This window comes from Pseudomonas sp. H1_G08 (genome assembly GCF_054681355.1).
In genome coordinates this window covers 704,876-728,214 of the sequence record NZ_CP162822.1, presented here as the reverse complement: position 1 = coordinate 728,214, position 23,339 = coordinate 704,876, and the positions used below count along the sequence as shown (strand labels likewise).

The 23,339-nt window shown below is 59.3% G+C and carries 23 protein-coding genes and 1 riboswitch; of the genes, 9 read left to right on the top strand and 14 right to left on the bottom strand.

The window, feature by feature from the left end:
• Positions 1-7: 7 nt before the first annotated feature.
• Positions 8-237: riboswitch (cobalamin riboswitch) on the bottom strand.
• A 162-nt stretch (positions 238-399) separates the two neighbouring features.
• Both AB4N85_RS03365 and AB4N85_RS03360 read left to right on the top strand, forming a co-directional pair.
• Complete coding sequence (locus AB4N85_RS03365; RefSeq protein WP_252869030.1) at positions 400-984, top strand: hypothetical protein; 585 nt, start codon at positions 400-402, stop codon at positions 982-984.
• A gap of 66 nt (positions 985-1,050) precedes the next feature.
• Positions 1,051-2,364, top strand: a complete 1,314-nt coding sequence (locus AB4N85_RS03360) for a PQQ-dependent sugar dehydrogenase (protein WP_236169125.1) — start codon at positions 1,051-1,053, stop codon at positions 2,362-2,364.
• A 127-nt stretch (positions 2,365-2,491) separates the two neighbouring features.
• Here the strand turns inward: AB4N85_RS03360 and AB4N85_RS03355 are convergent, their stop codons facing one another.
• The 5 genes from AB4N85_RS03355 to AB4N85_RS03335 form a co-directional block, all read right to left on the bottom strand.
• Positions 2,492-3,028 (bottom strand): C40 family peptidase, encoded by a 537-nt coding sequence (locus AB4N85_RS03355; protein WP_041479547.1) that lies wholly within the window; start codon positions 3,026-3,028, stop codon positions 2,492-2,494.
• A 215-nt stretch (positions 3,029-3,243) separates the two neighbouring features.
• Positions 3,244-3,861, bottom strand: coding sequence for a C40 family peptidase (locus AB4N85_RS03350; RefSeq protein WP_236169126.1), 618 nt, complete (start codon positions 3,859-3,861; stop codon positions 3,244-3,246).
• Positions 3,862-4,052: 191 nt separating this feature from the next.
• The gene (gene hda, locus AB4N85_RS03345; RefSeq protein ID WP_007919828.1) at positions 4,053-4,757 is read right to left on the bottom strand and encodes a DnaA regulatory inactivator Hda; all 705 of its coding nucleotides are present in this window, start codon (positions 4,755-4,757) and stop codon (positions 4,053-4,055) included.
• A 206-nt stretch (positions 4,758-4,963) separates the two neighbouring features.
• Positions 4,964-6,037, bottom strand: coding sequence for an AI-2E family transporter (locus tag AB4N85_RS03340; RefSeq protein WP_016773697.1), 1,074 nt, complete (start codon positions 6,035-6,037; stop codon positions 4,964-4,966).
• A 34-nt stretch (positions 6,038-6,071) separates the two neighbouring features.
• On the bottom strand, positions 6,072-7,130 hold the full coding sequence (locus AB4N85_RS03335) for a DUF2066 domain-containing protein (RefSeq protein WP_236169127.1): 1,059 nt from the start codon (positions 7,128-7,130) through the stop codon (positions 6,072-6,074).
• Positions 7,131-7,503: 373 nt separating this feature from the next.
• Between AB4N85_RS03335 and purM the strand changes: the two genes are divergently transcribed.
• The 3 genes from purM to AB4N85_RS03320 are packed head-to-tail and all read left to right on the top strand — an operon-like array spanning position 7,504 to position 9,934.
• The gene (gene purM, locus AB4N85_RS03330) at positions 7,504-8,562 is read left to right on the top strand and encodes a phosphoribosylformylglycinamidine cyclo-ligase (RefSeq protein WP_236169128.1); all 1,059 of its coding nucleotides are present in this window, start codon (positions 7,504-7,506) and stop codon (positions 8,560-8,562) included.
• Positions 8,562-9,212: a phosphoribosylglycinamide formyltransferase gene (gene purN, locus AB4N85_RS03325; RefSeq protein ID WP_041479550.1), complete on the top strand. Its 651-nt coding sequence runs from the start codon at positions 8,562-8,564 to the stop codon at positions 9,210-9,212. The genes purM and purN overlap by 1 nt, the downstream gene beginning before the upstream one ends.
• Positions 9,213-9,220: 8 nt before the next feature.
• Positions 9,221-9,934 carry a DUF3108 domain-containing protein gene (locus AB4N85_RS03320; RefSeq protein WP_056783915.1) on the top strand — a complete coding sequence of 238 codons (714 nt, stop codon included), beginning with the start codon at positions 9,221-9,223 and terminating at the stop codon, positions 9,932-9,934.
• Between the two features lie 240 nt (positions 9,935-10,174).
• On the opposite strand, the gene AB4N85_RS03315 is transcribed toward AB4N85_RS03320, so the two are convergent.
• The gene (locus tag AB4N85_RS03315; protein ID WP_460066989.1) at positions 10,175-11,800 is read right to left on the bottom strand and encodes a methyl-accepting chemotaxis protein; all 1,626 of its coding nucleotides are present in this window, start codon (positions 11,798-11,800) and stop codon (positions 10,175-10,177) included.
• A 138-nt stretch (positions 11,801-11,938) separates the two neighbouring features.
• Positions 11,939-12,985 (bottom strand): amidohydrolase family protein, encoded by a 1,047-nt coding sequence (locus tag AB4N85_RS03310; protein WP_375709715.1) that lies wholly within the window; start codon positions 12,983-12,985, stop codon positions 11,939-11,941.
• Positions 12,986-13,114: 129 nt separating this feature from the next.
• Between AB4N85_RS03310 and AB4N85_RS03305 the strand changes: the two genes are divergently transcribed.
• Together AB4N85_RS03305 and AB4N85_RS03300 are read left to right on the top strand one after the other, a co-directional pair.
• The gene (locus AB4N85_RS03305; RefSeq protein ID WP_056783910.1) at positions 13,115-13,531 is read left to right on the top strand and encodes an OsmC family protein; all 417 of its coding nucleotides are present in this window, start codon (positions 13,115-13,117) and stop codon (positions 13,529-13,531) included.
• 61 nt (positions 13,532-13,592) lie between these two features.
• Positions 13,593-14,459 carry a pirin family protein gene (locus AB4N85_RS03300; protein WP_095180750.1) on the top strand — a complete coding sequence of 289 codons (867 nt, stop codon included), beginning with the start codon at positions 13,593-13,595 and terminating at the stop codon, positions 14,457-14,459.
• 457 nt (positions 14,460-14,916) lie between these two features.
• On the opposite strand, the gene AB4N85_RS03295 is transcribed toward AB4N85_RS03300, so the two are convergent.
• The 4 genes from AB4N85_RS03295 to AB4N85_RS03280 form a co-directional block, all read right to left on the bottom strand.
• The gene (locus AB4N85_RS03295; RefSeq protein ID WP_095180749.1) at positions 14,917-15,645 is read right to left on the bottom strand and encodes a dienelactone hydrolase family protein; all 729 of its coding nucleotides are present in this window, start codon (positions 15,643-15,645) and stop codon (positions 14,917-14,919) included.
• 69 nt (positions 15,646-15,714) lie between these two features.
• Positions 15,715-17,619, bottom strand: a complete 1,905-nt coding sequence (gene htpG, locus AB4N85_RS03290; protein WP_460066985.1) for a molecular chaperone HtpG — start codon at positions 17,617-17,619, stop codon at positions 15,715-15,717.
• A gap of 82 nt (positions 17,620-17,701) precedes the next feature.
• Positions 17,702-18,154: a PaaI family thioesterase gene (locus AB4N85_RS03285; protein WP_236169132.1), complete on the bottom strand. Its 453-nt coding sequence runs from the start codon at positions 18,152-18,154 to the stop codon at positions 17,702-17,704.
• Positions 18,151-18,627 carry a PaaI family thioesterase gene (locus AB4N85_RS03280; protein ID WP_024012154.1) on the bottom strand — a complete coding sequence of 159 codons (477 nt, stop codon included), beginning with the start codon at positions 18,625-18,627 and terminating at the stop codon, positions 18,151-18,153. Before AB4N85_RS03280 ends, AB4N85_RS03285 begins: the two co-directional genes overlap by 4 nt.
• A 158-nt stretch (positions 18,628-18,785) precedes the next feature.
• Here AB4N85_RS03280 and AB4N85_RS03275 point away from each other — a divergent pair, with 158 nt between their 5' ends.
• Positions 18,786-19,022: a hypothetical protein gene (locus AB4N85_RS03275; RefSeq protein WP_007959016.1), complete on the top strand. Its 237-nt coding sequence runs from the start codon at positions 18,786-18,788 to the stop codon at positions 19,020-19,022.
• Between the two features lie 62 nt (positions 19,023-19,084).
• Here AB4N85_RS03275 and AB4N85_RS03270 read toward each other — a convergent pair whose 3' ends face one another.
• Both AB4N85_RS03270 and AB4N85_RS03265 read right to left on the bottom strand, forming a co-directional pair.
• Positions 19,085-19,486: an MAPEG family protein gene (locus AB4N85_RS03270; RefSeq protein WP_252869026.1), complete on the bottom strand. Its 402-nt coding sequence runs from the start codon at positions 19,484-19,486 to the stop codon at positions 19,085-19,087.
• Positions 19,486-20,223 carry a DUF599 domain-containing protein gene (locus tag AB4N85_RS03265; protein ID WP_016773682.1) on the bottom strand — a complete coding sequence of 246 codons (738 nt, stop codon included), beginning with the start codon at positions 20,221-20,223 and terminating at the stop codon, positions 19,486-19,488. The genes AB4N85_RS03270 and AB4N85_RS03265 overlap by 1 nt, the downstream gene beginning before the upstream one ends.
• Positions 20,224-20,455: 232 nt before the next feature.
• Between AB4N85_RS03265 and AB4N85_RS03260 the strand changes: the two genes are divergently transcribed.
• Positions 20,456-21,685: an NHL repeat-containing protein gene (locus AB4N85_RS03260; RefSeq protein WP_236169133.1), complete on the top strand. Its 1,230-nt coding sequence runs from the start codon at positions 20,456-20,458 to the stop codon at positions 21,683-21,685.
• Between the two features lie 95 nt (positions 21,686-21,780).
• Here AB4N85_RS03260 and brnQ read toward each other — a convergent pair whose 3' ends face one another.
• The gene (brnQ, locus tag AB4N85_RS03255) at positions 21,781-23,094 is read right to left on the bottom strand and encodes a branched-chain amino acid transport system II carrier protein (RefSeq protein WP_016773681.1); all 1,314 of its coding nucleotides are present in this window, start codon (positions 23,092-23,094) and stop codon (positions 21,781-21,783) included.
• Positions 23,095-23,339 lie beyond the last annotated feature (245 nt).

Genomic DNA, 23,339 nt, shown 5'->3' with positions numbered 1-23,339 from the left:
CCGTGATGCCGCTGAGATGGATCAGGCCGGTCTCCGGGCTCATGAGCGGCGTTTCGCCGGACTGCGCGCCTTCCCGCTTCTTTCGAGGCAGTGGCTCAAGGCGCAGTTTTCACTCATTTACCGTTGCGGGGGCAGCGCCGGGATCGTCGTGGCTTCGCTTGAAGACCACCCTCACCGGCTTCCCTGTTTCACTCTGTCGACGCGGGGCCACAGAGCACCTGAAACAAGCGGCGAAGGTTAGAGGGTTGGGGGTGGAGCGTCAATTGAAGAGGCGCTTTGCGCGCGAATAACTGCCGCTGATCCATTGTGCAGCGGCAATCTTGTGCCAGACTGCGACAAGTGATATCAAAGAGCCATGCTTTTCCCGAAAAGCCCACTACAACAATAAGGATGACGACGATGCAAGGCATGATCATCAGCAACCCGCGCCTGGAATTCCTGCGCCCGGTGCTGGAACGCTGGTTTGACTGTATCGATCGCTACAACACCGTTCGCGGCGACAACGACACGCCATATTGGCACGACGAGAAAGCCAATCTCGGCCTGCTCGCGGCAGCGGCGTGGATGGATGAAATGGTCACGCTGAACGACACGGCCACGCGCAAACAGAACGAAGAAGGCGAACGCAATGCTCGCGCCGACCTGCTGATTGCCGGCGCCGAAGACCGCGCGTTCATTCAGGCCACGCAACGCTGGCCACGGGTCAACAACCTCAACCTGACCCAGGCACTGCTCGACGTCACCGCTGATGCCAAGCGCATCAGCTACGCCAGCGATCTCAAGCTCGGCTGCCTCTTTGTTGCTCCGCAAAAACCTCAGCACAGCGCCAGCCCCGAAGAATTGCAGGACATGGTCGACGACCTGCAAAAGGAACACACCTGCGCCGTGGCCTGGTATTTCCCCTACGCCTATCGCAAATTGCACAGCGACGCGGGCAACTATCATCCGGGCATCGCCATGCTGTTCAAGGAAGCCCGCGGTTGAGCAGTTGAACCATCGGGCCTGCGCCCTCCTCTATGTTTAGGAATGCATTCATAGGGAAGATCAGCAATGCGCAAGGCCCAACTCGCTCTTATCATCGCCGTCGCTGGCGGGCTCGCCGCCTGCGGTGAAACCTCCAGCCTGCAAGTCTCCGACGGCACCGGCCCGTCACCGAAACTGCCCGAACCGAACAAGACGCTGATCCCGACAGTCAACATCGCCCCGGCGGTGGGCTGGCCGGACGGCGCGAAACCGACCGCAGCGGCCGGCACCCAGGTCGCCGCGTTTGCCGAAGGCCTTGATCACCCGCGCTGGCTCTACGTGCTGCCCAACGGCGATGTGCTGGTGGCGGAGACCAATGCGCCGCCCAAGCCCGATGACAGCAAAGGCATTCGTGGCTGGGTGATGAAGAAAGTCATGGGCAAGGCCGGCGCCGGCGTGCCCAGCCCGAACCGCATCACCCTGCTGCGTGATGCCGACCACGACGGCGTCGCAGAAACCCGCACGGTGTTCCTGCAGAACCTCAATTCGCCGTTTGGCATGACGCTGGTCGGCAACGATTTGTACGTTGCCGACACCGACCGCCTGCTGCGCTTCAACTACGAGCCGGGCGCCACCGAGATCAAGACCCAACCGATCAAAGTCGTCGACTTGCCCGGCGGCACGCTGAATCACCACTGGACCAAAAACGTCATCGCCAGCAAGGACGGCAACAAGCTCTACGTCACCGTCGGCTCGAACAGTAACGTCGGCGAAAACGGTCTGGATCAGGAAGAAGGCCGCGCGGCGATCTGGGAAGTGGATCGTGCGACCGGCAATCACCGGATCTTCGCCTCGGGTATCCGCAACCCCAACGGCCTCGCCTGGGAACCTACCAGCGGCGCATTGTGGACAGCAGTCAACGAGCGTGACGAAATCGGCAGCGATCTGGTGCCGGACTACATCACCTCGGTCAAGGACGGCGGCTTCTATGGCTGGCCGTTCAGCTACTACGGCCAGCACGTCGATGTGCGGGTCAAACCGCAGAATCCTGATCTGGTGGCCAAGGCCATCGCTCCGGATTACGCGGTCGGTCCGCACACCGCTTCGCTGGGCCTGACCTTCGCCGAGGGCAACCGCTTGCCGGCGCAATTCAAGGAAGGCGCATTCATTGGCCAACACGGCTCGTGGAACCGCAAACCGCACAGTGGCTACAAGGTGATTTTCGTACCGTTCACTGGCGGCAAACCGACCGGGCAGCCGGTGGATGTGCTGACCGGTTTCCTCGACAAGGACGACAATGCGCTGGGCCGCCCAGTTGGCGTGGTCATCGATCAGCAAGGTGGCTTGCTGGTGGCGGATGATGTGGGCAACAAGGTGTGGCGCGTTTCTGCCAGCAAGTAAGTTAAGCGCGAAGCAAAAAATGTGGGAGCGAGCCTGCTCGCGAAAGCGGTTTATCAGTTAAATCATTGTCAACTGACACTCCGCCTTCGCGAGCAGGCTCGCTCCCACATTTAGTTATGCATACGCACTAGGGGTTATGCGCCAGCTGCCCCGGCTGCAACACCCGCTTGGCGCTCAGATACGCCTTCTGCCAATACGCTTTCGACAGACTGTCGAGCTTGACCGTGCCGCCAGTGGCCGGTGCATGCACGAAGCGACCCTCGCCGACGTAAATCCCCGCATGACTGACCTGCGAGCCGCCATTGGTGGCGAAGAAAATCAGGTCGCCGGTTTGCAAGCCTTCCTTGCCGACATTCGGCGCCTGCATGACGATCATTTCGCGGGTCGAGCGTGGCAGCGAAATTCCCGCCGCGTCGCGGTAGACAAACCCGATCAGACCACTGCAATCAAAGCCCGAATCTGGCGTGTTGCCGCCCCAGCGATACGGCGTGCCAACCAGGCCGAGGGCGCGGAACAGCACGTCTTCAGCAACGGGGGAAAAAGCCTGGGAGGGAGCGAACACGATCGGCGCGCGAACCACGGGGGCTGGCGGCGGTGTACGGCTGGCGCAGGCGCTGAGCAGCGCGGCGCAAAGGATCAAGGTGAGGCGGGCCGACATCGTCATAAGCAGAACATCCTGATCTGGCTGCGGCTTTCTCTGCCGAATGGACAGAAACAAAACCGCCTGCGTCATCACGCAGGCGGTTTGCCATCAATATAGATTCAGGATTCTAGCGGCTACGCGGCAAACTTCAAGTAAGACTTTAACTTCACCTTGTAAAGTTTAGGTCTACTCCGTTGCCGTGCCGTTTTGTCGCCGCGAACGCAGCGACATGCAGGTTACTTGCGAGCGGTGACCACGGTCGGCGCCATGGCGAGTGCACGCTTGGCTTCGATGAAAGTCTTGCTCCAGTAGCTGTCACCCAGGCTGTCGATGCGAACACCGCCGCTGCGACGACTGCTGGAGTGAATGAACTGGTTGTCACCCAGGTAGATCCCGGCGTGACTGACACGACCGCGACGACCATTGGTGGCGAAGAACAGCAGATCACCCGGCTCAAGGTTGCTGCGCGAAACCAGCGGCGCATCAACGTTGATCATTTCGCGAGTGGAGCGCGGCAGGTTCATGCCCGCCTCTTCACGGAACAGGTAACCGATGAAACCGCTGCAATCGAAACCGGCTTCAGAGGTACCGCCGAAACGGTAACGAGTACCGATCAGGGACATGCCGCGTTCGAGGATGCTGTCAGCCAGTACAGGAAGCTGATAAGGCTTGCTGCCGTTGAACTGGTTGAGTTCTTTTTCGGTGTCCAGCTCTTCCTGGTAAATAACGGAAGACTGGGCGGTAGCAGAATTCTTGACCTGTTGCGGCGGCTCTTGAACCGGAGAATGAGCAGCACAACCGAATAACAGGGTAACGAGTGCGAAAGGCACGAGGGGTGCGAAGCGCTTTAGCATGGGCACGACCGTGGCTGATAGTTGTAAAGAAGCCGAGACTATGCCCGCTATCGTCCTCATTTGCAAATTCAATCGAACTTTATGTGACTTCCCGGTTTCGCGTTTACATCTAAGCGCTTAATCCGCCAGGCCGCTCAATCGCCGCAGGCACGGAGGTTTTCTGGCGCCTGAAAGCTGGCAAAAGCCCACTACTACCAGCCAAGAGTTTCCTTGAGGAAGGGAATGGTCAGCTTGCGTTGCGCTTGCAGGGACGCCTGATCAAGCTGCTCGAGGAGATCGAACAGCGCGCTCATGCTCCGCGTGCCGCGAGTGAGAATGAAGTGCCCGACTTCATCGGTCAGGTGCAGACCGCGACGGGATGCGCGCAATTGCAACGCACGCAATTTGTCTTCATCGGAGAGCGGGCGCATCTGGAAGATCAGCGCCAGGGTCAGGCGCGATTTCAGGTCGGCCAGCTTCACTGGCAATTCGCGCGGCGAAGTGGACGCGGCGATCAGCAGGCGTCGGCCGCTGTCACGCAGACGATTGAACAGATGAAACATCGCCTCTTCCCAGTCGGCCTTGCCGGCAATCACCTGCAAGTCATCCAGACAGACCAGTTCGTACTGCTCAAGGTTGTCGAGGATTTCCACGCCGCGGTCCATCAACTCGGCCAGCGGCAGATACACCGCCGGTTCGCCCATCTGCTCGAAGCGCAGGCACGCGGCCTGCAACAGATGCGTGCGCCCGACGCCGTGCTTGCCCCACAGGTAGATCAGGCTCTCCGTCCACCCGGCGTCGGCTTCGCAGAGACGCTCGACATAGCCGAGTGCAGCGGCATTGGCGCCTGGGTAGTAGTTGATGAAGGTGGCGTCGTCACGCAGACGCACACCTAGGGGCAGCTGAATCGGTTTCATGCTGACTGAACAGTTCTCAAAGGAACCGTTAGTGGCCTCTGTGTAAAGTTGGCGAAGTTTATACCCGTGAGGCTGAGCGCACAATGCGACAGACCCCAAGCAAAATCAAAGGTTTGCGTTGACGCAGCGGTTTGATGACAGATTCTCTGGCGCCCTCGCTCGAACGAAACGGACCAGCCCGGCCAAGCGCCGGGCGGCCCGCGCCATCACAACTCAGGTTCGTCAACGCCGCTGTAGATCCCGGAATCCTTATACAAGTCGTGGACATGACGCACCAGCACCATGATCACCGCCGCCACCGGCAACGCCAGCAGCACGCCGGTGAAACCGAACAGCTCGCCGCCAGCGAGGATCGCGAAGATCACCGCCACCGGGTGCAAGCCGATGCGGTCCCCGACCAGCAGCGGCGTCAGCACCATGCCTTCCAGTGCCTGACCGACCATGAACACTGCAACGATCCCGACCATCGGGTACAGATCGCCCCCGAACTGGAACAATCCGGCGATCAATGCCGCACCGATGCCGATGACAAAACCCATGTACGGCACAATCGCCGCGAGCCCGGCAATCAAGCCGATCAACAGCCCCAGCTCCAGACCGACGATCATCAGGCCGGCGGCGTAGATTACGCCCAGCGCAACCATCACCAGCAACTGCCCGCGCACAAACGCGCCGAGCACTTCGTGGCACTCCCCCGCCAGCGCAACCACGCGCTCTTCGCGATCACGGGGCAACAGGCTGCGGATCTTGCCCATCATCACGTCCCAGTCGCGCAGCAGATAGAAGCTCACCACCGGAATCAGCACCAGATTCGCCAACCAGCCGATCAGCGCCAGGCTCGAGGCCGTCGCCTGACTCAGCACCACGCCGACGATGTCGGTGGTCTGGCCCATGTGCTCGCTGATCGCAGCTTTGACTTTATCGAACTTCCAGAAGCCGTCCGACAGCCCCAGTTTCGCTTGCGCCCACGGCACAGCGGTGTGCTGCAACCAGTCGAGCATCTGCGGCGCCAGCTCGTACAGACGCAGCAACTGCTTGGCGAGCATCGGCACCAGCACCAGCAGCAACGCGGTGACGATCAGCGTGAACAAGGCAAACACGGCAATCACGCCCCAAGTTCGCGACAGCCCGAGCCGTTCCAGACGATCCACCAGCGGATCGAACAGATAAGCCAGCAACAATGCGACCAGAAACGGCGTGAGGATCGGATGCAGCAACCATACAAACGCGCAAAGCAGGACTACCCCACCGAGCCAGAACCAACGCCGCGTATCGGCCATTTACCACTCCTGATGCTTCTATATAAGGAAAGACTTACCAGCGAAACCGCAACGACGGTGCCGCCGCTGCCGGGGCTGGCGCTGCAACCGCAGGCGTACCATCCGCCGCTGGCTGGGCAGACGCCACCGGGGCCGGCGCTTCGGCCGGCAGCTCCTGCAACTTCGCCAGCGACAATTGCGCGCGCAACTGATCGGCGCTGCCATTGACCCGATAGACGATCCGATCGCCCTGCACGCTTTGCAGACGCACGCCGAAGGGTTCGAGTAACCGCAGCAGCGCCGCATAATGCTCCAGATTCATGCCCTGCACTTCCAGGGTCTGCTGACCCGATGCGCCGGGTTTGGCGACAAATCGCGGCGCCAGACGCTCGGCCACCGCCAGCATCACCGCATCGGCAACCGCAACCCGATCGGCGCCCTGCACGCTGCCGGCCTCTTTCTGATCACCGAGCCACAAGCGCCATTTTGCCTGCCACTGCCCGGCCTCTTCGCGCGCGTGCACCGCCAGCAAGGCGTCGGCGTTGTAGCGCTCCGAAGCACTGCGCAAGGGCGCGGGGTCAGCGCTTTCCAGCGCGGGTGCGGTGGCAACCAATTGCTCGCTGAGATCAGCCAGCGGCAAGCGCAGTGGCAAACCGCGATGTTGTGCGGCCGTGCGCAATGCTGAGGCTGCGGTTTGACCGTCACCGACCAGGCTCGCACCTTCAGTTGAATCGTTCAGCCACCAGCCGAGGATCGACGGCCGACTGGTGCCCCACACCGGCAACCCGGCCCGGCGCAAGGCCTGCTCGGTGGTTGCCGGATCGAAATCGACTTTCAGCACTTCCGGTGGCCCGGCATCGAAACCGAACTGGCTGATGATCTGCTGCGGGTCCTTGCGGATCGGCGCCAGCCCCGGGTTCTGCGCGGCTTTCGGGTCGCCGGTCAGGCGCAGCACCAGGGTATCGAGCGCTGCCTGCGTGGCGCGATCGCGCTCTTCCGGCGCCTGGCCGTTGACCGGCTGACGCACCTGATACAGGCCTTTGAGGTTTTCGGCATGGCTCGCCAGGCTGACCAGCGTCAGGCAGCCTACAAATAACAATTTACAAAAACGCATGGAAAATTCCCGTCGACAGGAGCGGCTGGAACACGCCGCGTGAACCGTTTGAGCAAGGCTGTGACCCCCACCTCTTGCAAAACATTCACACGGTGGCGGTAAGTTTTTGCACAGTCCTAACGATAGACGGTTAATCGCCACACCTTATACAGGCAGTCATACCCTGCGATTGCAAAAAATTTCCGCCGATATGGCCCTGCCCGTCGGTGCGAGGATGGCCGCTGCCCCTCAAGCCTGATAAAATCGCGCGCCTTCGCAGACCGGCAACAGCCGGGCCCCTCGAAACTCGCGTGAGGCGATCGCCCATCGAGTTCGATGTTCCCGCTGAACTCGGTCGTTACCCCCTGAATCCCCTCCCCTAAAGGCCTGGATCATGAGCAAGCAACCCTCCCTGAGCTACAAGGACGCCGGTGTAGACATCGACGCCGGTGAAGCATTGGTCGAACGCATCAAGAGCGTCGCCAAGCGCACTGCGCGCCCGGAAGTCATGGGCGGTCTGGGCGGTTTCGGCGCCCTCTGCGAAATCCCGGCCGGCTACAAGCAGCCAGTGCTGGTCTCCGGCACCGACGGCGTCGGCACCAAGCTGCGTCTGGCGCTGAACCTGAACAAGCACGACAGCATCGGCATCGACCTGGTCGCCATGTGCGTCAACGATCTGGTGGTGTGCGGCGCCGAGCCGCTGTTCTTCCTCGACTACTACGCCACCGGCAAACTGAACGTCGACACCGCTGCCCAGGTTGTCACCGGCATCGGCGCTGGTTGCGAACTGTCGGGTTGCTCGCTGGTCGGCGGCGAAACCGCTGAAATGCCAGGCATGTACGAAGGCGAAGACTACGACCTGGCCGGCTTCTGCGTCGGCGTCGTGGAAAAAGCGGAAATCATCGACGGCTCGAAAGTCGCCACCGGTGACGCCCTGATCGCCCTGCCATCGTCCGGCCCGCACTCCAACGGCTACTCGCTGATCCGCAAGATCATCGAAGTCTCCGGCGCCGACATCGAAAACACCCAGCTCGACGGCAAACCGCTGACCGGCCTGCTGATGGCCCCGACCCGCATCTACGTCAAGCCACTGCTCAAGCTGATCAAGGACACTGGCGCTGTGAAGGCCATGGCCCACATCACCGGTGGCGGCCTGCTCGACAACATTCCGCGCGTACTGCCAAAAGGCGCGCAAGCAGTGGTTGACGTGGCCAGCTGGACTCGCCCGGCCGTATTCGACTGGCTGCAGGAGAAAGGCAACGTTGATGAAACCGAGATGCACCGCGTATTGAACTGCGGCGTCGGCATGGTCATCTGCGTGGCTCAGGAGCACGTCGAAGTGGCCCTGAACACTCTGCGTGACGCCGGCGAGCAGCCTTGGGTCATCGGTCAGATCGCCGTGGCCGCCGAAGGCGCTGCGCAGGTCGAGCTGAAGAACCTCAAGGCTCACTGATGCCAAAGTCCTGTGATGTCGTGGTGCTGTTGTCCGGCACCGGCAGTAACTTGCAGGCTCTGATCGACAGCACGCGGACCGGCGACAGCCCGGTCCGCATCGCTGCGGTGATTTCCAACCGCGCCGACGCCTACGGCCTGCAACGCGCCCGCGACGCGGGTATCGCCACCCGCTCGCTGGATCACAAGGCATTCGAGGGCCGCGAGGCCTTCGATGCCGCGCTGATCGAACTGATCGACCAATTCAACCCCGAACTCGTGGTGCTGGCCGGCTTCATGCGCATTCTCAGCGCTGATTTCGTGCGTCACTACCAGGGTCGCCTGCTCAACATCCATCCGTCGCTGCTGCCCAAATACAAAGGGTTACACACTCATCAGCGCGCGCTGGAGGCCGGCGATACGGAACATGGCTGCTCCGTGCACTTCGTCACCGAGGAACTCGATGGCGGACCACTGGTCGTACAAGCAGTATTACCGGTAGAGTTGCACGACACGCCGCAGAGTCTGGCGCAACGAGTCCACGCCCAGGAACACCTGATCTATCCGATGGCAGTACGCTGGTTTGCCGAAGGCAGGCTGACACTCGGTGACCAGGGTGCTTTACTCGACGGTCAGCCACTCGCCGCCAGCGGCCACTTGATTCGACACTAGGAGATATTATGCGTCGCGCCCTGCTCTTCGCTTGCGCTCTGCTCGCCCTGCCCTTCGCGCAGGCAGCGGACCTTCAACCGTTCTCCGCCAGCTACACCGCCGACTGGAAGCAGCTGCCCATGAGCGGCACCGCCGAACGCAGCCTGACCAAGGAAGCCGACGGCGTCTGGAAGCTCAGCTTCAAGGCCTCGATGATGATCGCCAGCCTGACTGAAGAAAGCACCCTGAAGCTGGACAAGGACACCCTGCTGCCACAGTCCTACCACTTTGAACGCGGTGGTCTGGGCAAAGCGAAGAAAGCTGATCTGGACTTCGACTGGGCCAATAAACTGGTGACCGGCACCGACCGTGGCGACGCGGTGAAGATCCCGCTGAACCGCGGCATGGTCGACAAGTCGACCTATCAACTGGCGCTGCAGCACGACGTTGCCGCCGGCAAGAAAAGCATGAGCTATCAGGTGGTTGATGATGGCGAAGTCGATACCTACGACTTCCGCGTGCTGGGTTCGGAAAAGGTCGACACCAAGGCCGGCCAGATCGATGCGATCAAGGTCGAGCGCGTGCGCGACCCGACACAAAGCAAGCGCATCACCGTGCTGTGGTTCGCCAAGGATTGGGATTACCTGCTGGTGCGCCTGCAACAGGTCGAGACTGACGGCAAGGAGTACAACATCATGCTCCAGGACGGCACGGTCAACGGTAAGACTGTCAAAGGCAGCTGATCCGTCGCAAGAACAGAGAGCCCCGCGAATGCGGGGCTTTTGTTTATCTGTTCGATGATACTGCGCGGCGGCCCTACCCCTCACCCCAGCCCTCTCCCGAGGGAGAGGGAGCCGACCGAGGTGTCTGCCGCTAACCATCGACCTGAGAAACCGAGTCGAATATGGATTCCAAAGCATCGCACGATTAGTCCCCTCTCCCTCCGGGAGAGGGTTAGGTTGAGGGGCTTTTGAAGGTCAAACTCACACCGAAAACCGCGCCACCATCCCGTTCAGATCCACCGCCAACTTCGACAACTCCTGACTCGCCGCACTGGTCTGATTGGCCCCCGCCGATGTCTGCATCGCCAGATCACGAATATTCATCAGGTTGCGATCCACCTCCCGCGCCACCGCTGCCTGCTCTTCCGAGGCGCTGGCGATGACCAGATTGCGCTCGTTGATCAAGGTAAACGCCGAGGCAATTTCCTCCAGGGCCGAGCCTGCGCTCTTCGCCAGCTCGAGGGTCGAGCGCGCCCTTGAGTTGCTTTGCTGCATCGAACTGACCGCTGAATCGGTGCCCTGCTGGATCCCGCCGATCATTTGCTCGATTTCCTGGGTCGACTGCTGGGTGCGATGCGCCAGCGCCCGCACTTCATCTGCCACTACTGCAAAGCCACGCCCGGCATCACCGGCGCGCGCGGCTTCGATCGCGGCGTTGAGGGCGAGCAGATTGGTTTGTTCAGCGATCGAGCGAATCACGTCCAGCACTTTGCTGATGCCATGAACCTTTTGCGCCAGCGCCTCGACCTGCGCGGCATTATTGGTGACATCGCCAGCGAGAAACTCGATCGACGTCACCGTCTGCTGCACTTGCTCGCGCCCTTGTCGGGCGATGCGGTCGGACTCGCGGGAGGCTTCGGACGTGGCCACGGCGTTGTTCGCCACCTCTTCCACCGCTGCTGTCATCTGGTTGACCGCAGTGGCGGCCTGTTCGATTTCCTGGCTCTGCTGATGCAGGCCGCGAGTGGCGTCTTCGGTGACACTGCTGAGTTCTTCGGCTGCCGAGGCCAACTGCGTTGACGACTCGGAGATGCGCCGGATCGTGTCGCGCAGATTGTGCTGCATGCTTTTCAACGCTTGCAGCAGACGCGCCGGCTCGTCTTTGCCAGTGATGTGAATGTCTCCGGTCAAATCCCCACCGGCCACCACCTCGGCCACGCTGAGCGATTGCGACAATGGCACGACAATGCTGCGCGTCAGCAGCAACGCCAGGCCGACGGTAATCAGCGCAGCCATGGCGATCATTACTGCGACCCATAGCCGCGATTGCTTGAACACCAGCCGCGCGGCCTCAGTGGCCAGACCGGCATTCTGTTTATTCAACTCGACCAGCTCACGCAAAGTGGCGGCGATTTCATCGGCCAGCGGGCTCATCTGATCATTGAGAATCGTCGCAGCCTCAGCGACCCGATTCTGCGCTGACAGCTGTAGGACTTGTGCCTGAAGCTCAAGGTATTTGTGCTCGGCGCCCTTGAAGCGTTCGAACAACACGCGCTCTTCAGGCAGCACGATCAGACCGTCATAACGCTGCTGCGCTTCGCTCAAGCCACTGCGCAGCTCGTCGAGCTTGGCGACATTCTGCTCCAGTGCCTTGGGGTCACGGTTAAGCAACAGGCGCATGGTCAAGGCACGCAGGCGCAGCATGTCCTGACTCATCTCCCCCACCGCCATCACGCTTGGCAGCCAGTTGTTGTCGACTTCATCGGACTGCGCTCGCATGTTCGACATTTGCAGCAAGGCGAACGCGCCGAGGGCAAACACCATCAGGGCCAGCAGGCCGAAACCGAGACCGGCGCGCGGGGCAATATTGAGACTACGGATATTCATCACTCTGGCTCCTTCCAAAAGCGCTGCATCAGCCTGCAGCGGGTTGCTTTAGAAGGTATCGGCATTGCCGTGAAATTGCGTAAGACGAAAAAGCGATAGGCAGACGAGCGGCTAGTCCGAACTCATGGCTTTGACGTTTCAGCGCGGAGCAGCGGGTTTTTCTGTGTTGCGCGGCAATATCGCCAGGAAGTTATCCCGTGCGACTTTGTTCGCCACCGTCTCCGGAAGCGCATCGAGAAACGGCTTGTAGCTGTGCATTTCCTGACCGAGTTTGTTGAACCGTCCTACCACGTCAGAGCCAAGCATGAAGCGCTCGGGATACTTCTCCACCAGCGCCAGCCATTCGGCGCGCGGCTTGCCCTGCTCGTCGAGCAGATACGGCGTGAGCATGCTCCACGACAGGTCGATAAACAGATTCGGATAAGCCTCAAGCATGCGCGTCAGGGTTGGCAGGAGAAACGGCAACTGGGTCTGATGCCGATGGATCTCGGCGCTGGTGCCGGCATGCGCCCAGATGAATCGCGTGTGCGGATGATTGCGCAGCGGCTCTTCGACTTCCTTCAGGTACAGCGGATTTTTCTCACGCTTGGAAGTGATGTTGGAATGCAGCATCACCGGCAGATCGTTTTCCGCAGCGAGGTGATAGATCTTGGTCATTGCCTCGTTGTTGGCTCGGGGCGTGTCGCCGGAGGTCAGCGCCGTCAGGTCATCGTGCCGGGTGAACACCTCGCCGATGCCCTGCCACAACCCCGGATACAGGTCGAGCATGCGCTGGATGTGCGCGGCGGAATTCTTGTCATTGGGATTGAAGCCGGACAGGAACGGATGAAAGTACTGGCGCTGCTCCGGCGCGAGCTTTTCCACCGCGTCGGCAACGATCACGTCAGTGGCGCTGTACCAATAGGCATCGGCGTCATCGCCGGCGTAGTAGCGCGGACGCTTGGGTTCGTCTTCGTGCCATTTCTTCGCCACGGGAATGCCGGAAATCATGACGTGCTCGATGGAATTGTCCTTCATGGCCGTGAGCAATTTCTGCATGCCGGCGCTTTCCTGGAAAAAATCCACGTAATGCAGGTGCGCATCGCTGTAGGTGTATTCGCGGGCACTGGCGCTGCCAGCGAACAGCAGCAGATAGGCAAGACTCAGACGAGACAAGGACACAAGTAATCTCCGGCAGATGGGCATAGCCTAGACCGCGCCCGAACGACAAGGGTTCATCCCTGCCGAAAAGCGGAACGCCCACTGCCGGGAATGCTCTATAACTGCAAGGTCTGTTTTGATCGAACGATTTTTCCTGCCGCCTGTGAGGTTTCCATGACTGTTACCGTCAATACCGTCTCTGCCGAAGGTTTTCGTCACACCGTCCAGATCGACGACCACGAATTGTTTGCCGATGTACCGAAAAACGCTGGGGGTGAAGGCACCGCGCCAGAGCCACACGACTACTTCGACGCCGCGCTTGGCGCCTGTAAAGCGCTGACCCTGAAGATGTACGCGAAGAAAAAAGACATCCCGCTGACCGGCGTGGGAGTCGAAGTGAAGCGCGACAACAGCCAAGAGCAGAAAGGCAAATACGCCCTGCATGTCACCCTGACGCTCAAAGGCGTGCTGACTGACGCCCAGCGCGAGGAACTGCTGCGTGTGGCCGATCGCTGCCCGATTCACAAATTGATGACCACCAGCGAAGTCAGCATCGAAACCCACGCACCACAAGGCTTCGACAGCCAATAATCCTCCTGATGCCAGCGGCGGGTTATGCTTCTGGCATCACCCGCTCAGCCTGGAATGCACCATGGACACGCCACTCCTGATCATCCGCCCGCGCGCCGAAGACGTCGAAGGCCAGCCGATCCTGCGCCCGCTGCCGTCAGCCAAATGCCGCAATGTCGGACCTTTCGTGTTTTTCGACCACATGCTCGAGACGATTTATCCGACGGGTAAAGGCATGGATATCCGACAGCATCCGCACATTGGCCTGTCGACACTTACCTATCTGTTCGAAGGGCAATTGCAGCACAAGGACAGTCTGGGCTCCGATCAAGTGGTCGGCGCCGGCGATGTCAGCTGGATGACCGCTGGCAGCGCCATCGCCCACGTCGAGCGTACGCCTGCGCCACTGCTTGCCGAGACCTTCACCCTGCACGGCCTGCAAGTCTGGCTGGCCTCGCCCAAGGCACACGAAGAAGGCCCGGGGCATTACAGTCATCACCCGGCAGCGACGTTGCCGGTCAGCGATAACCTCGGCGTGCAGATTCGCATGATTGCCGGGTCAGGCTTTTGCCTGGAATCGCCGGTCCCGGTGCTTTCTCCTACGTTGTATGCGGAAGTGAAGATGCAGACCGCGACCACATTGCTGATTCCGGCCGAGCATGAAGAACGCGCGGTGTATGTGTTGAGCGGGGATGCGCAGTTGAATGGCGAGGCGATCGAGCCGCATGCGCTGGTGGTGTTGCCGGTTGGCGAAGAGATGAGCCTGTTTGCCGAAACCGATGTACACGCCGTGGTGTTCGGCGGCGCGGCGCTGGATGGGCCGAGACGGATCAACTGGAATTTTGTTGCAAGCGATCCGGCGGCGATTGATGAGGCACGGCGCAAGTGGGCGGCCGGGGATTGGCCGACGGTGCCGGGGGAAGTCGAGCGGATCGAACTACCGCGCTAGGCCGCTTACCCTCACCCCAGCCCTCTCCCAGAGGGAGAGGGAGCCGACCGAGGCGTCTTGCGTTATACATCGACCTGAAAAGTCTCGGCGATTATGGATTCGCCTATTCACGTTCAGGTCGACGCCACTCCCGAGCAACCCCCAATCAGTCCCCTCTCCCAGAGGGATAGGGAGCCGACCGAGGCGCCTTGCTTTATACATCGACCTGAAAAATCCCGGCGATTATGGATTCGCCTATTCAAGTTCAGGTCGACGTCACTCCCGAGCAACCCTCAATCAGTCGCCTATCCCAGAGGGATAGGGAGCCGACCGAGGCGTCTTGCGTTATACATCGACCTGAAAAGTCTCGGCGATTATGGATTCGCCTATTCACGTTCAGGTCGACGCCACTCCCCAGCAACCCCCAATCAGTCCCCTCTCCCTCCGGGAGAGGGCTAGGGTGAGGGGCTTTTCGCTTTTAGCCGTTGAACACTTCATCCAGCAAATCATGCATCGACTTGAACGCGCGCTTGGCGGTCTTTTCGTCGTACATCATCTTGCCCGGCACATTGGCGTGCGGATCGGTAAACGAGTGCACCGCGCCGCCGTAGCTCAGCAGTTGCCAGTCGACTTTCGCCGCGTTCATTTCATCTTCGAACGCTGGCAGTTGCTCTTTCGGCACCAATGGATCGGACGCGCCATGCAGCACCAGCACCGAGCCCTTGATGTTCTGCGCATCCGCCGGGTTCGGCGAATCCAGCGTGCCGTGGAACGACACCGCCGCTTTTACCGGCGCGCCGGTGCGGGCCAGATCCAGCGCACAGCAACCACCGAAGCAGAAACCGAACACCGCCAGTTTCGAGGTATCCACTGCCGCTTCGCCCTGGCTCTGCAATTGCTCAAATGCCACTTGCAGACGTTTGCGCAACAGCGCGCGGTCGTCCTTGAGCGGCATCATCGCTGCCAGCGCCTCATCAGCGTTCTGCGGACGCACGCTCTGGCCGTAGACATCCGCGATCAGCACCACGTAGCCCTCGGCCGCCACCGTTTTGGCAATGTCTTCAGCACCGGCGCTGACGCCCATCCAGTTCGGCGCCATCAGCAAACCCGGGCGCGCGCCCTTGTGCTCGGCGTCGAACGCCAGGCGACCTTCGTAGGTCTGGCCGTCAATCTGATAGACCACGGAACGTACAGTGACTTGGCTCATTTCTGACTCCTGATTGTGTAAACACCAGAATGAAAAAACCCGCCGAAGCGGGTTTTTCCTACAACGTGATCAAACCGACAGTTCAACCAGCAGCTTGTTCAGCCGGCGCACATAAGCGGCCGGATCCTTCAAGCTGTCACCCGCCGCCAGGGCGGCCTGATCGAAGAGGATGTGCGACAGATCGCCAAAACGCTCTTCGCTCTGCTCGCCATCGAGTTTCTCGATCAGCGGGTGGCTCGGGTTGAACTCGAAGATCGGCTTCGAATCCGGGACTTTCTGCCCGCTGGCTTCGAGAATCTGGCGCATTTGCAGACCCAGATCCTGTTCGCCGATGGCCAGAATGGCCGGCGAGTCGGTCAGACGATGGGACACGCGAACTTCAGCCACGGAATCACCCAGCGCAGTTTTCAGGCGCTCGACCAAACCCTCTTTGGACTTGGCGACTTCTTCAGCGGCTTTCTTGTCCTCTTCCGAGTCCAGATTGCCCAGATCGAGGTCACCGCGCGCCACGTCGACAAAAGTCTTGCCGTCGAATTCGCTGAGGTAGCTCATCAGCCACTCGTCGATGCGATCGGTCAGCAGCAGCACTTCGATGCCTTTCTTGCGGAAGACTTCCAGGTGCGGGCTGTTCTTGACCTGCGCGTAGGTTTCGCCGGTGAGGTAGTAGATCTTGTCCTGACCTTCCTTGGCGCGGGCCAGGTAGTCAGCCAGACCGACAACCTGCTCGCCGTCGTCGCCCTGGGTCGATGCAAAACGCAGCAGACCGGCAATTTTCTCTTTGTTGGCGAAGTCTTCTGCCGGGCCTTCTTTCATGACCTGACCGAAGTTTTTCCAGAAGCCCTTGTATTGCTCAGGCTCGTTCTTCGCCAGTTTTTCCAGCATGTCGAGCACACGCTTGGTCAGCGCGGTTTTCATCGAATCGATGATCGGGTCTTTCTGCAGGATTTCCCGCGACACGTTCAGCGACAGGTCGTTGGAATCGACCACGCCTTTGATGAAGCGCAGGTACAGCGGCAGGAACGACTCGGCCTGATCCATCACAAACACACGCTGCACGTACAGCTTCAGGCCTTTCGGCGCTTCACGCTGGTACAGGTCGAACGACGCGCGGGCCGGCACGTACAGCAGCGAGCTGTACTCAAGCTTGCCTTCGACCTTGTTGTGGCTCCACGACAGCGGATTCTCAAAGTCGTGAGCGATGTGTTTGTAGAACTCCTGGTATTCCTCGTCTTTGACTTCAGTGCGCGGACGGGTCCACAAGGCGCTGGCACGGTTGACGGTTTCCCATTCAACGGCTGGAGCCTCTTCGCCTTCGGCCGGAGTGACTTCCTTCGGCAGTTCGATCGGCAAAGCAATGTGGTCGGAGTACTTCTTGATGATGTTGCGCAGACGCCAGCCATCCGCGAATTCGTCTTCACCGGATTTCAGGTGCAGGACGATGCGGGTACCGCGCTCTGGCTTGTCGATGGTGGCGACTTCGAACTCGCCCTCGCCTTTCGACGACCAGTGCACGCCTTCGCTGGCGGCAGTGCCGGCGCGACGGCTGTATACATCAACCTTGTCGGCGACGATAAAGGCCGAATAGAAGCCGACACCGAACTGGCCGATCAGGTGCGAATCTTTCTTCTGATCGCCGGACAGGTTTTTCATGAAATCGGCGGTGCCGGATTTGGCGATGGTACCCAGGTGGGTGATCACATCGTCACGGTTCATACCGATACCGTTGTCTTCGAGGGTGACGGTCTTGGCGTCCTTGTCGAAGCTCACACGGATTTTCAGGTCAGCGCCACCTTCGAGCAACTCAGGCTTGGCCAGGGCTTCGAAGCGCAGCTTGTCGACAGCGTCAGAGGCGTTCGAGATCAATTCGCGAAGGAAAATTTCCTTATTCGAATACAGCGAATGGATCATGAGGTGCAGCAGCTGCTTTACCTCGGTCTGGAAGCCCAGGGTTTCCTTTTGAGTTTCCACACTCATGGTCATCAAACTCCAATCAGATGGCAGTGGCCGCGACCCGAAATGGTCTGCGGCGGGTTGTCATCTGAGTTGGGGGCGCTGTTCAGGATTTCAAGGGCTCATCAATTTTGAAGTGCGCGCGGGCGGTGGCGATCGGTTCGCCCTCGGTACTCTGCCACGCCGTGACCGCAACGTTGGCCACGCGACGCCCCTGACGGCAGACCTGACACCTGGCCCACGTGTCGCGAAACTGCCCGGCGCGCAGGTAATCGAGGGAAAAATCGATGATCTTCGGCACGCCGGGCGTGCCGGTAAAAATCAGCAGATGCAGGGCCGCGGCCAGCTCCATGAAGCCGGCAATCACCCCGCCATGGATCGCCGGCAATAAAGGGTTACCAATGTTGTCCTTGTTCGCCGGCAGCTTGAACAGCAACTCATCGCCGACTCGCGAGCACTCGATACCGATCAGCCCGGCATAAGGAATCAGTGCCAGCAGCGGCGTGTAATCGCCGTGCGCGTGGGCCTGCTGCAGCTGCTCCCTGAGATCGTTGCTCATTGGCTCGCTCCCTTGATCGCGCCCGCGAAGCCTTTGCTGCCCTTCAGACCAATGCCCATGCGCATGAATGTGCCGACGACGTGGGCAATCGGTTGCTCGGGATCGTCCTGGTAGGCAAAACCACGGGCAAAGATCACGTCGGTGGTGACGCGGTAGCACTGGGCAAAGCCGTACACCGCTTTGTTCGGTTCAGCGGCGTGCATGTAGTCGATGCGCAGATCGAGGGTCGGACAGACTTCGAACTCCGGCAGCACGCACAGGGTCGACATGCCGCATGCAGTGTCCATCAGTGAAGTGATGGCACCGCCGTGGATGACTCCGGTTTCGGGATTGCCGACGATTTTTTCGCTGTACGGCAGGATCACCGTCAGCCCTTCGCTGGAGGCACTGTGCACCTGCAGACCGAGGACCTGACAGTGCCGCAATGCCGATAAAAAGCGCGTCGCGCGCTCAAAAACGGGGTTTTCGGCCATGTGATAATTACTCGCGTTTGGGCCTTGTGCCAGTATTGAGAAAAGCGGCAAAAGTTCCGTGATAAAACAAACTTATATATCTGAAACAATTGAGGAACTTAACCCGTAGCGCCGAGTTCTTAAGGCCAGTAGTTATTTTCCATAAGGAGATACACCCCATGCGTAAGACTTTAGCTATTGCCTTGATGTTGACCGCTTCCCTCGGTCTCGCTGCCTGCGATAAAAAATCCGAGGACAAAGCTCAAGATGCAAACCAACATGCTGAGCAAGCTCAGCAAGACATGAACAAAGCTCAGGATAAAGTGAACGACGCAGCAAAAGAAAACGCCGAAGCTGCCAAAGCTCAGGCTGAATCGAACGCCGCTGCTCAAGAAGAAGCCGCCAAAAAGCAATAAGCTTTGTGGTGTGAAAGGAAAACCCGCCAAGTGCGGGTTTTCTTTTGCCTGCGATTTACCGGTTAGAGCAACACTGCTCTAAAAGTCGGACTAATCATCAGTAACAACGAACAGATGAAGCCAACTAGCCACATCAGGCTGCGCAACTTCGCCAGATCGGCCAGATAGAACCACAGATAGAAAATCCGCGAGATCACGAAGATGATCGCCAGCGCATCGATCAGCCAACCCGCGGTTTGCGTGGTATGCGCCATCAGCACGCCGACGGCGAAGAGGATGAAGGCTTCGATGCTGTTCTGATGGGCCGCCAGCGCCCTCGCACCGAAGCCAGTCAACTGCGCCTGCTGCTGCCGCGGCAAGTGATTGTCATACCCGCCCTGCTCTTTCATGGCCTTGGCCACCGGCATACGCGCCACATAGATCAATAAAGCACTGATAAACACACACCAGAACGGAATACTCATCAAACAGCCTCTTTGTTCGCCTCAGGGACGGGCGCCTCTGTAGGGGTATAGACCATGACATCGAGAACGTCGGAATGAAACTCGCGGCGATACAAAACCACCACGACTCCCGCGCTCATGATCATGAACAGCCACGGGCTGACGAACCACGCCAGCATGCTCATGCCGAAGTAATAAGAACGCAGGCCGAAGTTGAACTGGTTGGCCGCCATCGAAATCACCCGCGCCGCCCGCGAAGCGAAGGCCTTGCGTTCCTGCTCGGTCACTTGGCGCTCACCGATCATCGGCGCCGACCCGACCAGAATCGCCGCGAAGTTGTATTGGCGCATGCACCAACTGAAAGTAAAGAACGCATAGACGAACACCAGTGCCAGACACAGCAACTTGATCTCCGACATGCCCTGCGACGCCTGCTGCACCATCGGAATATCCGCCAACAACGACACGGCTCGGTCGGACGCACCGAGCACGGTGAGGATACCGGCGAGGATGATCAGCGTGCTGGAGGCGAAGAACGACGCGTTGCGTTCCAGATTGCCGATCACGCTGGCATCGGCGATGCGGTTGTCACGCAGCAGCATGCGGCGCATCCAGTCTTCGCGGTACAGGTGCAACACGCTGGCCAGACACGCCGTATCACGGGCCTTCCAGGTGGCATAACGGGTGTAACCGCCCCAGCAGACGACAAACCAGACGGCGGCGAGCAAGTGGATCAGATTGGCTTGGATGAACGACATTCGTTGTCCTGAGCAAGAGGAATGATGGAGGGAACCCTTCGTTTCGACGTGTTGGCTCGTAAAAAGACACGCTCATTGAAGAGTCAAATTTATTCAAAATAGACCGCAGCTATCAGTTTTCAGAGGCTTATACCTGTCAACTCTGACAGTAGCGCCGAGGGTATGGCGAGGCATAAGGTCGTTTTCTCAAACGGGAACACTGACCGCTCCCCTATCAGACAAGGATTTGAGCATGAGACCTTTGAACGCTGCGCTGCCCATTGACACAACGTTTGGCAACCGGGGGTACGCCGAGTCATTTGCTACGGGAAGCCAGGCTTTGAAAATCGCAGGCTTGCGCCCGGATGGAAAGATCCTTCTCGTGGGACAAACTGTTGTAGAGGGCAAAGTCAGTTTTCATTTGGCGCAATTACTCGCGGACGGTACTAACGATACTGGCTTCAACGAAAACGGTTTGATCGTAGGTACGTTTACAGGTTCGGGACAAGCCAGCGGAACTGGCGCCTGTCTTTATAAAGACGGCAAGGCGCTGCTTTTTGGGTATCAATATGATGAGGACCAAGGAACTCGATTTGCGCTTGCCAGATTCTTCGCTGATGGTGAAAGAGATCGCGATTTCGGTCCCGATGGGACGGTTTACGTCCCTTTCCTGCCACAGTCCGAATCGCAATTGCCAAAACCGGAAGCTTCCATCACGTCGCAATCCAGAACCAGGTTAGTACTGACTGCTGATGAAAAAATACTCGTCGGTCAAAGCGACCGACTGTTCAGACTTGATCAGAATGGAGATTTCGATACCGCTTTCAACAACAAAGGCTGGCTGGATCTTGCAATGGGCATTGCTTCGATTTCAGTAGCAGAGGATGGAGTAATCACAGTTGCAGGTTCGAGGGCTGGAGAAGGGAAGATTGTGCGCCTGAACGTCGATGGAACGCCCCATAAAGACTTCGGCGATGATGGCACCGGGACCGTCTACATTCCATCGGATTACCCGGTCAGCGTACGAAGCCTGATGTTACGTGCTGACGGCAGCTTCTTTGTTGCTGGCCAGGTCGACACATCCCCCAACGACGTTTGGGGGAAAGGACGCAAAGCAATGATGGCCGCGTACAACCCGAACGGTAGACCAAATCTCGCATTCAATCAGGGTAAGCCTGTTGTCACTGATCTTGGATTAACCGACGGTTGCACTTTGTTCGATCTAAGTGGGGAACCTGAGGATGGTTTGGTTGTGGTGGGGAGTACAGGGCAAATAACCAGGGAGCAAATGCTTGCCTGCCGCTATCTGGCAACGGGTGAACTGGACACAACCTTTGGGGACGGCAAGGGATACGTTACTCACTCTATGGGGCCAGGTATGCAATGGATCTCGGTGGCAGTGCAGCCCGACAAGCGAATACTCCTGAGCCGTGACAGCGACAACGTCAATGTGGGAGCTCTGGTCGTACGTTATCTGGGTTGAGGATTATCAGCTCTGATAAAAAATGCCCCGTATCGATTGATACGGGGCATTTCTGTTTAACCGTGCCTGACCCGCTTGTGGCGGGTCACATCACGTCAGGCAGTGACTTCGCTGCGCTTGCCCAGCAGGCGATCACAGACCACGGCGACCACCAGGGTCATCACGCATGGCACCAGCCATGCCAGCCCTTGCTCGCTCAGCGGCAGATGGGTCAGCTGAGTTGGCATCCAGTCGGCCAGACCAGCGCCTTTCAGGGCGTCGATGGTGCCGAAAACGAAGGAAACCAGCATCACCGGGCCAAGAATGCGCCCGTGCTCATGCCAGAAATCCTTGCAGAAGCTCAGTGCGACCAGAACGATGCACGGCGGGTAGATCGCGGTGAGTACCGGAATCGAGAAAGCAATGAGCTTGGTCAGACCGAGGTTGGAGACCAGCAGCGAGAACGCCGCGAGGATAATCACCAGCGTCTTGTAGGACAGTGGCAGCACACGGCTGAAGTATTCAGCACAGGCACAGGTCAGACCGACCGCCGTGACCAGACACGCCAGCGAGATCAGCACCGCAAGGAAACCGCTACCCAGCGAACCGAAGGTGTGTTGCACGTAGGCATGCAACACCGCCGCGCCGTTGGTGGCGCCGACCGCGACTTCATGGCTGCCGGATCCGAGGCGGAACAGGCTGACGTAGACCAGTGCCAGACCCACGCCGGCAATCAGCCCGGCAATGATCGCGTAACGGGTGATCAGCGCCGGCGACTCGACGCCACGGGAGCGGATCGCGTTGACGATAACGATGCCGAATACCAGTGCGCCGAGGGTATCCATGGTCAGGTAACCATTGATGAAGCCCTGAGAGAACGGTGCCGCCACATATTCCGGTGTGCCGTGACCGATGTCACCCGCCGGCAAGGCGAACGCGGCGATGCCCAGTACTGCCAGCGCAATGATTTTCAGCGGTGCGAGGAAGCGGCCAACGGTATCCAGCAACCGCCCAGGATAGAGCGAAATGAAGAACACCAGCAGGAAGTACACCGAGCTGTAGAGGAACAGCGCCAGCGGGCTTTCGCCGGTCAATGGCGCCAGACCTACCTCGAAGGATACGGTCGCGGTACGCGGGGTGGCGAACAGCGGACCCACGGCCAGGTAGCATGCCGCCGCGAGGATACCGCCAGCGATCTTGCCGATAGGGCTGCTCAACGCATCCATCGCACCGCCGACCTTGGCCAGCGCCACCACGGTGACCACCGGCAAACCAACGGCGGTAATCAGGAAGCCCAGCGCAGCCATCCAGACATGAGGCCCGGCCTGCAAGCCGACGATCGGCGGGAAAATGATGTTACCGGCCCCGACAAACAGGGCAAACGTCATAAAACCAAGTGCCAGGATGTCCTGACCTTTCAAAACTTTCATTAAGGTAATACCACACTACTGAAATCGGAATTTAGAGGGGGATTGCCCTGTTGGATTAGGGAAATGCTGTCGATCCGTATGGGACTGACCCTTAAAGCGCGTAGCTGCCTTGTGGGCGGCGGACGCAAAAATGGCGGCCAGCCTAACGAATTTGGCTGACAAACGCACTGTTGGAGGGCGAACTATCCGATACGCGACGTTTCCGTGTCGCGTTTACATATCTATTTTTCATACAGAGAACCTGT

Bases quoted from the DNA above. Each gene is read 5' to 3' on its own strand.
- AB4N85_RS03365 (WP_252869030.1), top strand. From the start codon at position 400: ATGCAAGGCATGATCATCAGCAACCCGCGCCTGGAATTCCTGCGCCCG.
- AB4N85_RS03360 (WP_236169125.1), top strand. From the start codon at position 1,051: ATGCGCAAGGCCCAACTCGCTCTTATCATCGCCGTCGCTGGCGGGCTC.
- AB4N85_RS03355 (WP_041479547.1), bottom strand. From the start codon at position 3,028: ATGACGATGTCGGCCCGCCTCACCTTGATCCTTTGCGCCGCGCTGCTC.
- AB4N85_RS03350 (WP_236169126.1), bottom strand. From the start codon at position 3,861: ATGCTAAAGCGCTTCGCACCCCTCGTGCCTTTCGCACTCGTTACCCTG.
- hda (WP_007919828.1), bottom strand. From the start codon at position 4,757: ATGAAACCGATTCAGCTGCCCCTAGGTGTGCGTCTGCGTGACGACGCC.
- AB4N85_RS03340 (WP_016773697.1), bottom strand. From the start codon at position 6,037: ATGGCCGATACGCGGCGTTGGTTCTGGCTCGGTGGGGTAGTCCTGCTT.
- AB4N85_RS03335 (WP_236169127.1), bottom strand. From the start codon at position 7,130: ATGCGTTTTTGTAAATTGTTATTTGTAGGCTGCCTGACGCTGGTCAGC.
- purM (WP_236169128.1), top strand. From the start codon at position 7,504: ATGAGCAAGCAACCCTCCCTGAGCTACAAGGACGCCGGTGTAGACATC.
- purN (WP_041479550.1), top strand. From the start codon at position 8,562: ATGCCAAAGTCCTGTGATGTCGTGGTGCTGTTGTCCGGCACCGGCAGT.
- AB4N85_RS03320 (WP_056783915.1), top strand. From the start codon at position 9,221: ATGCGTCGCGCCCTGCTCTTCGCTTGCGCTCTGCTCGCCCTGCCCTTC.
- AB4N85_RS03315 (WP_460066989.1), bottom strand. From the start codon at position 11,800: ATGAATATCCGTAGTCTCAATATTGCCCCGCGCGCCGGTCTCGGTTTC.
- AB4N85_RS03310 (WP_375709715.1), bottom strand. From the start codon at position 12,985: ATGCCCATCTGCCGGAGATTACTTGTGTCCTTGTCTCGTCTGAGTCTT.
- AB4N85_RS03305 (WP_056783910.1), top strand. From the start codon at position 13,115: ATGACTGTTACCGTCAATACCGTCTCTGCCGAAGGTTTTCGTCACACC.
- AB4N85_RS03300 (WP_095180750.1), top strand. From the start codon at position 13,593: ATGGACACGCCACTCCTGATCATCCGCCCGCGCGCCGAAGACGTCGAA.
- AB4N85_RS03295 (WP_095180749.1), bottom strand. From the start codon at position 15,645: ATGAGCCAAGTCACTGTACGTTCCGTGGTCTATCAGATTGACGGCCAG.
- htpG (WP_460066985.1), bottom strand. From the start codon at position 17,619: ATGAGTGTGGAAACTCAAAAGGAAACCCTGGGCTTCCAGACCGAGGTA.
- AB4N85_RS03285 (WP_236169132.1), bottom strand. From the start codon at position 18,154: ATGAGCAACGATCTCAGGGAGCAGCTGCAGCAGGCCCACGCGCACGGC.
- AB4N85_RS03280 (WP_024012154.1), bottom strand. From the start codon at position 18,627: ATGGCCGAAAACCCCGTTTTTGAGCGCGCGACGCGCTTTTTATCGGCA.
- AB4N85_RS03275 (WP_007959016.1), top strand. From the start codon at position 18,786: ATGCGTAAGACTTTAGCTATTGCCTTGATGTTGACCGCTTCCCTCGGT.
- AB4N85_RS03270 (WP_252869026.1), bottom strand. From the start codon at position 19,486: ATGAGTATTCCGTTCTGGTGTGTGTTTATCAGTGCTTTATTGATCTAT.
- AB4N85_RS03265 (WP_016773682.1), bottom strand. From the start codon at position 20,223: ATGTCGTTCATCCAAGCCAATCTGATCCACTTGCTCGCCGCCGTCTGG.
- AB4N85_RS03260 (WP_236169133.1), top strand. From the start codon at position 20,456: ATGAGACCTTTGAACGCTGCGCTGCCCATTGACACAACGTTTGGCAAC.
- brnQ (WP_016773681.1), bottom strand. From the start codon at position 23,094: ATGAAAGTTTTGAAAGGTCAGGACATCCTGGCACTTGGTTTTATGACG.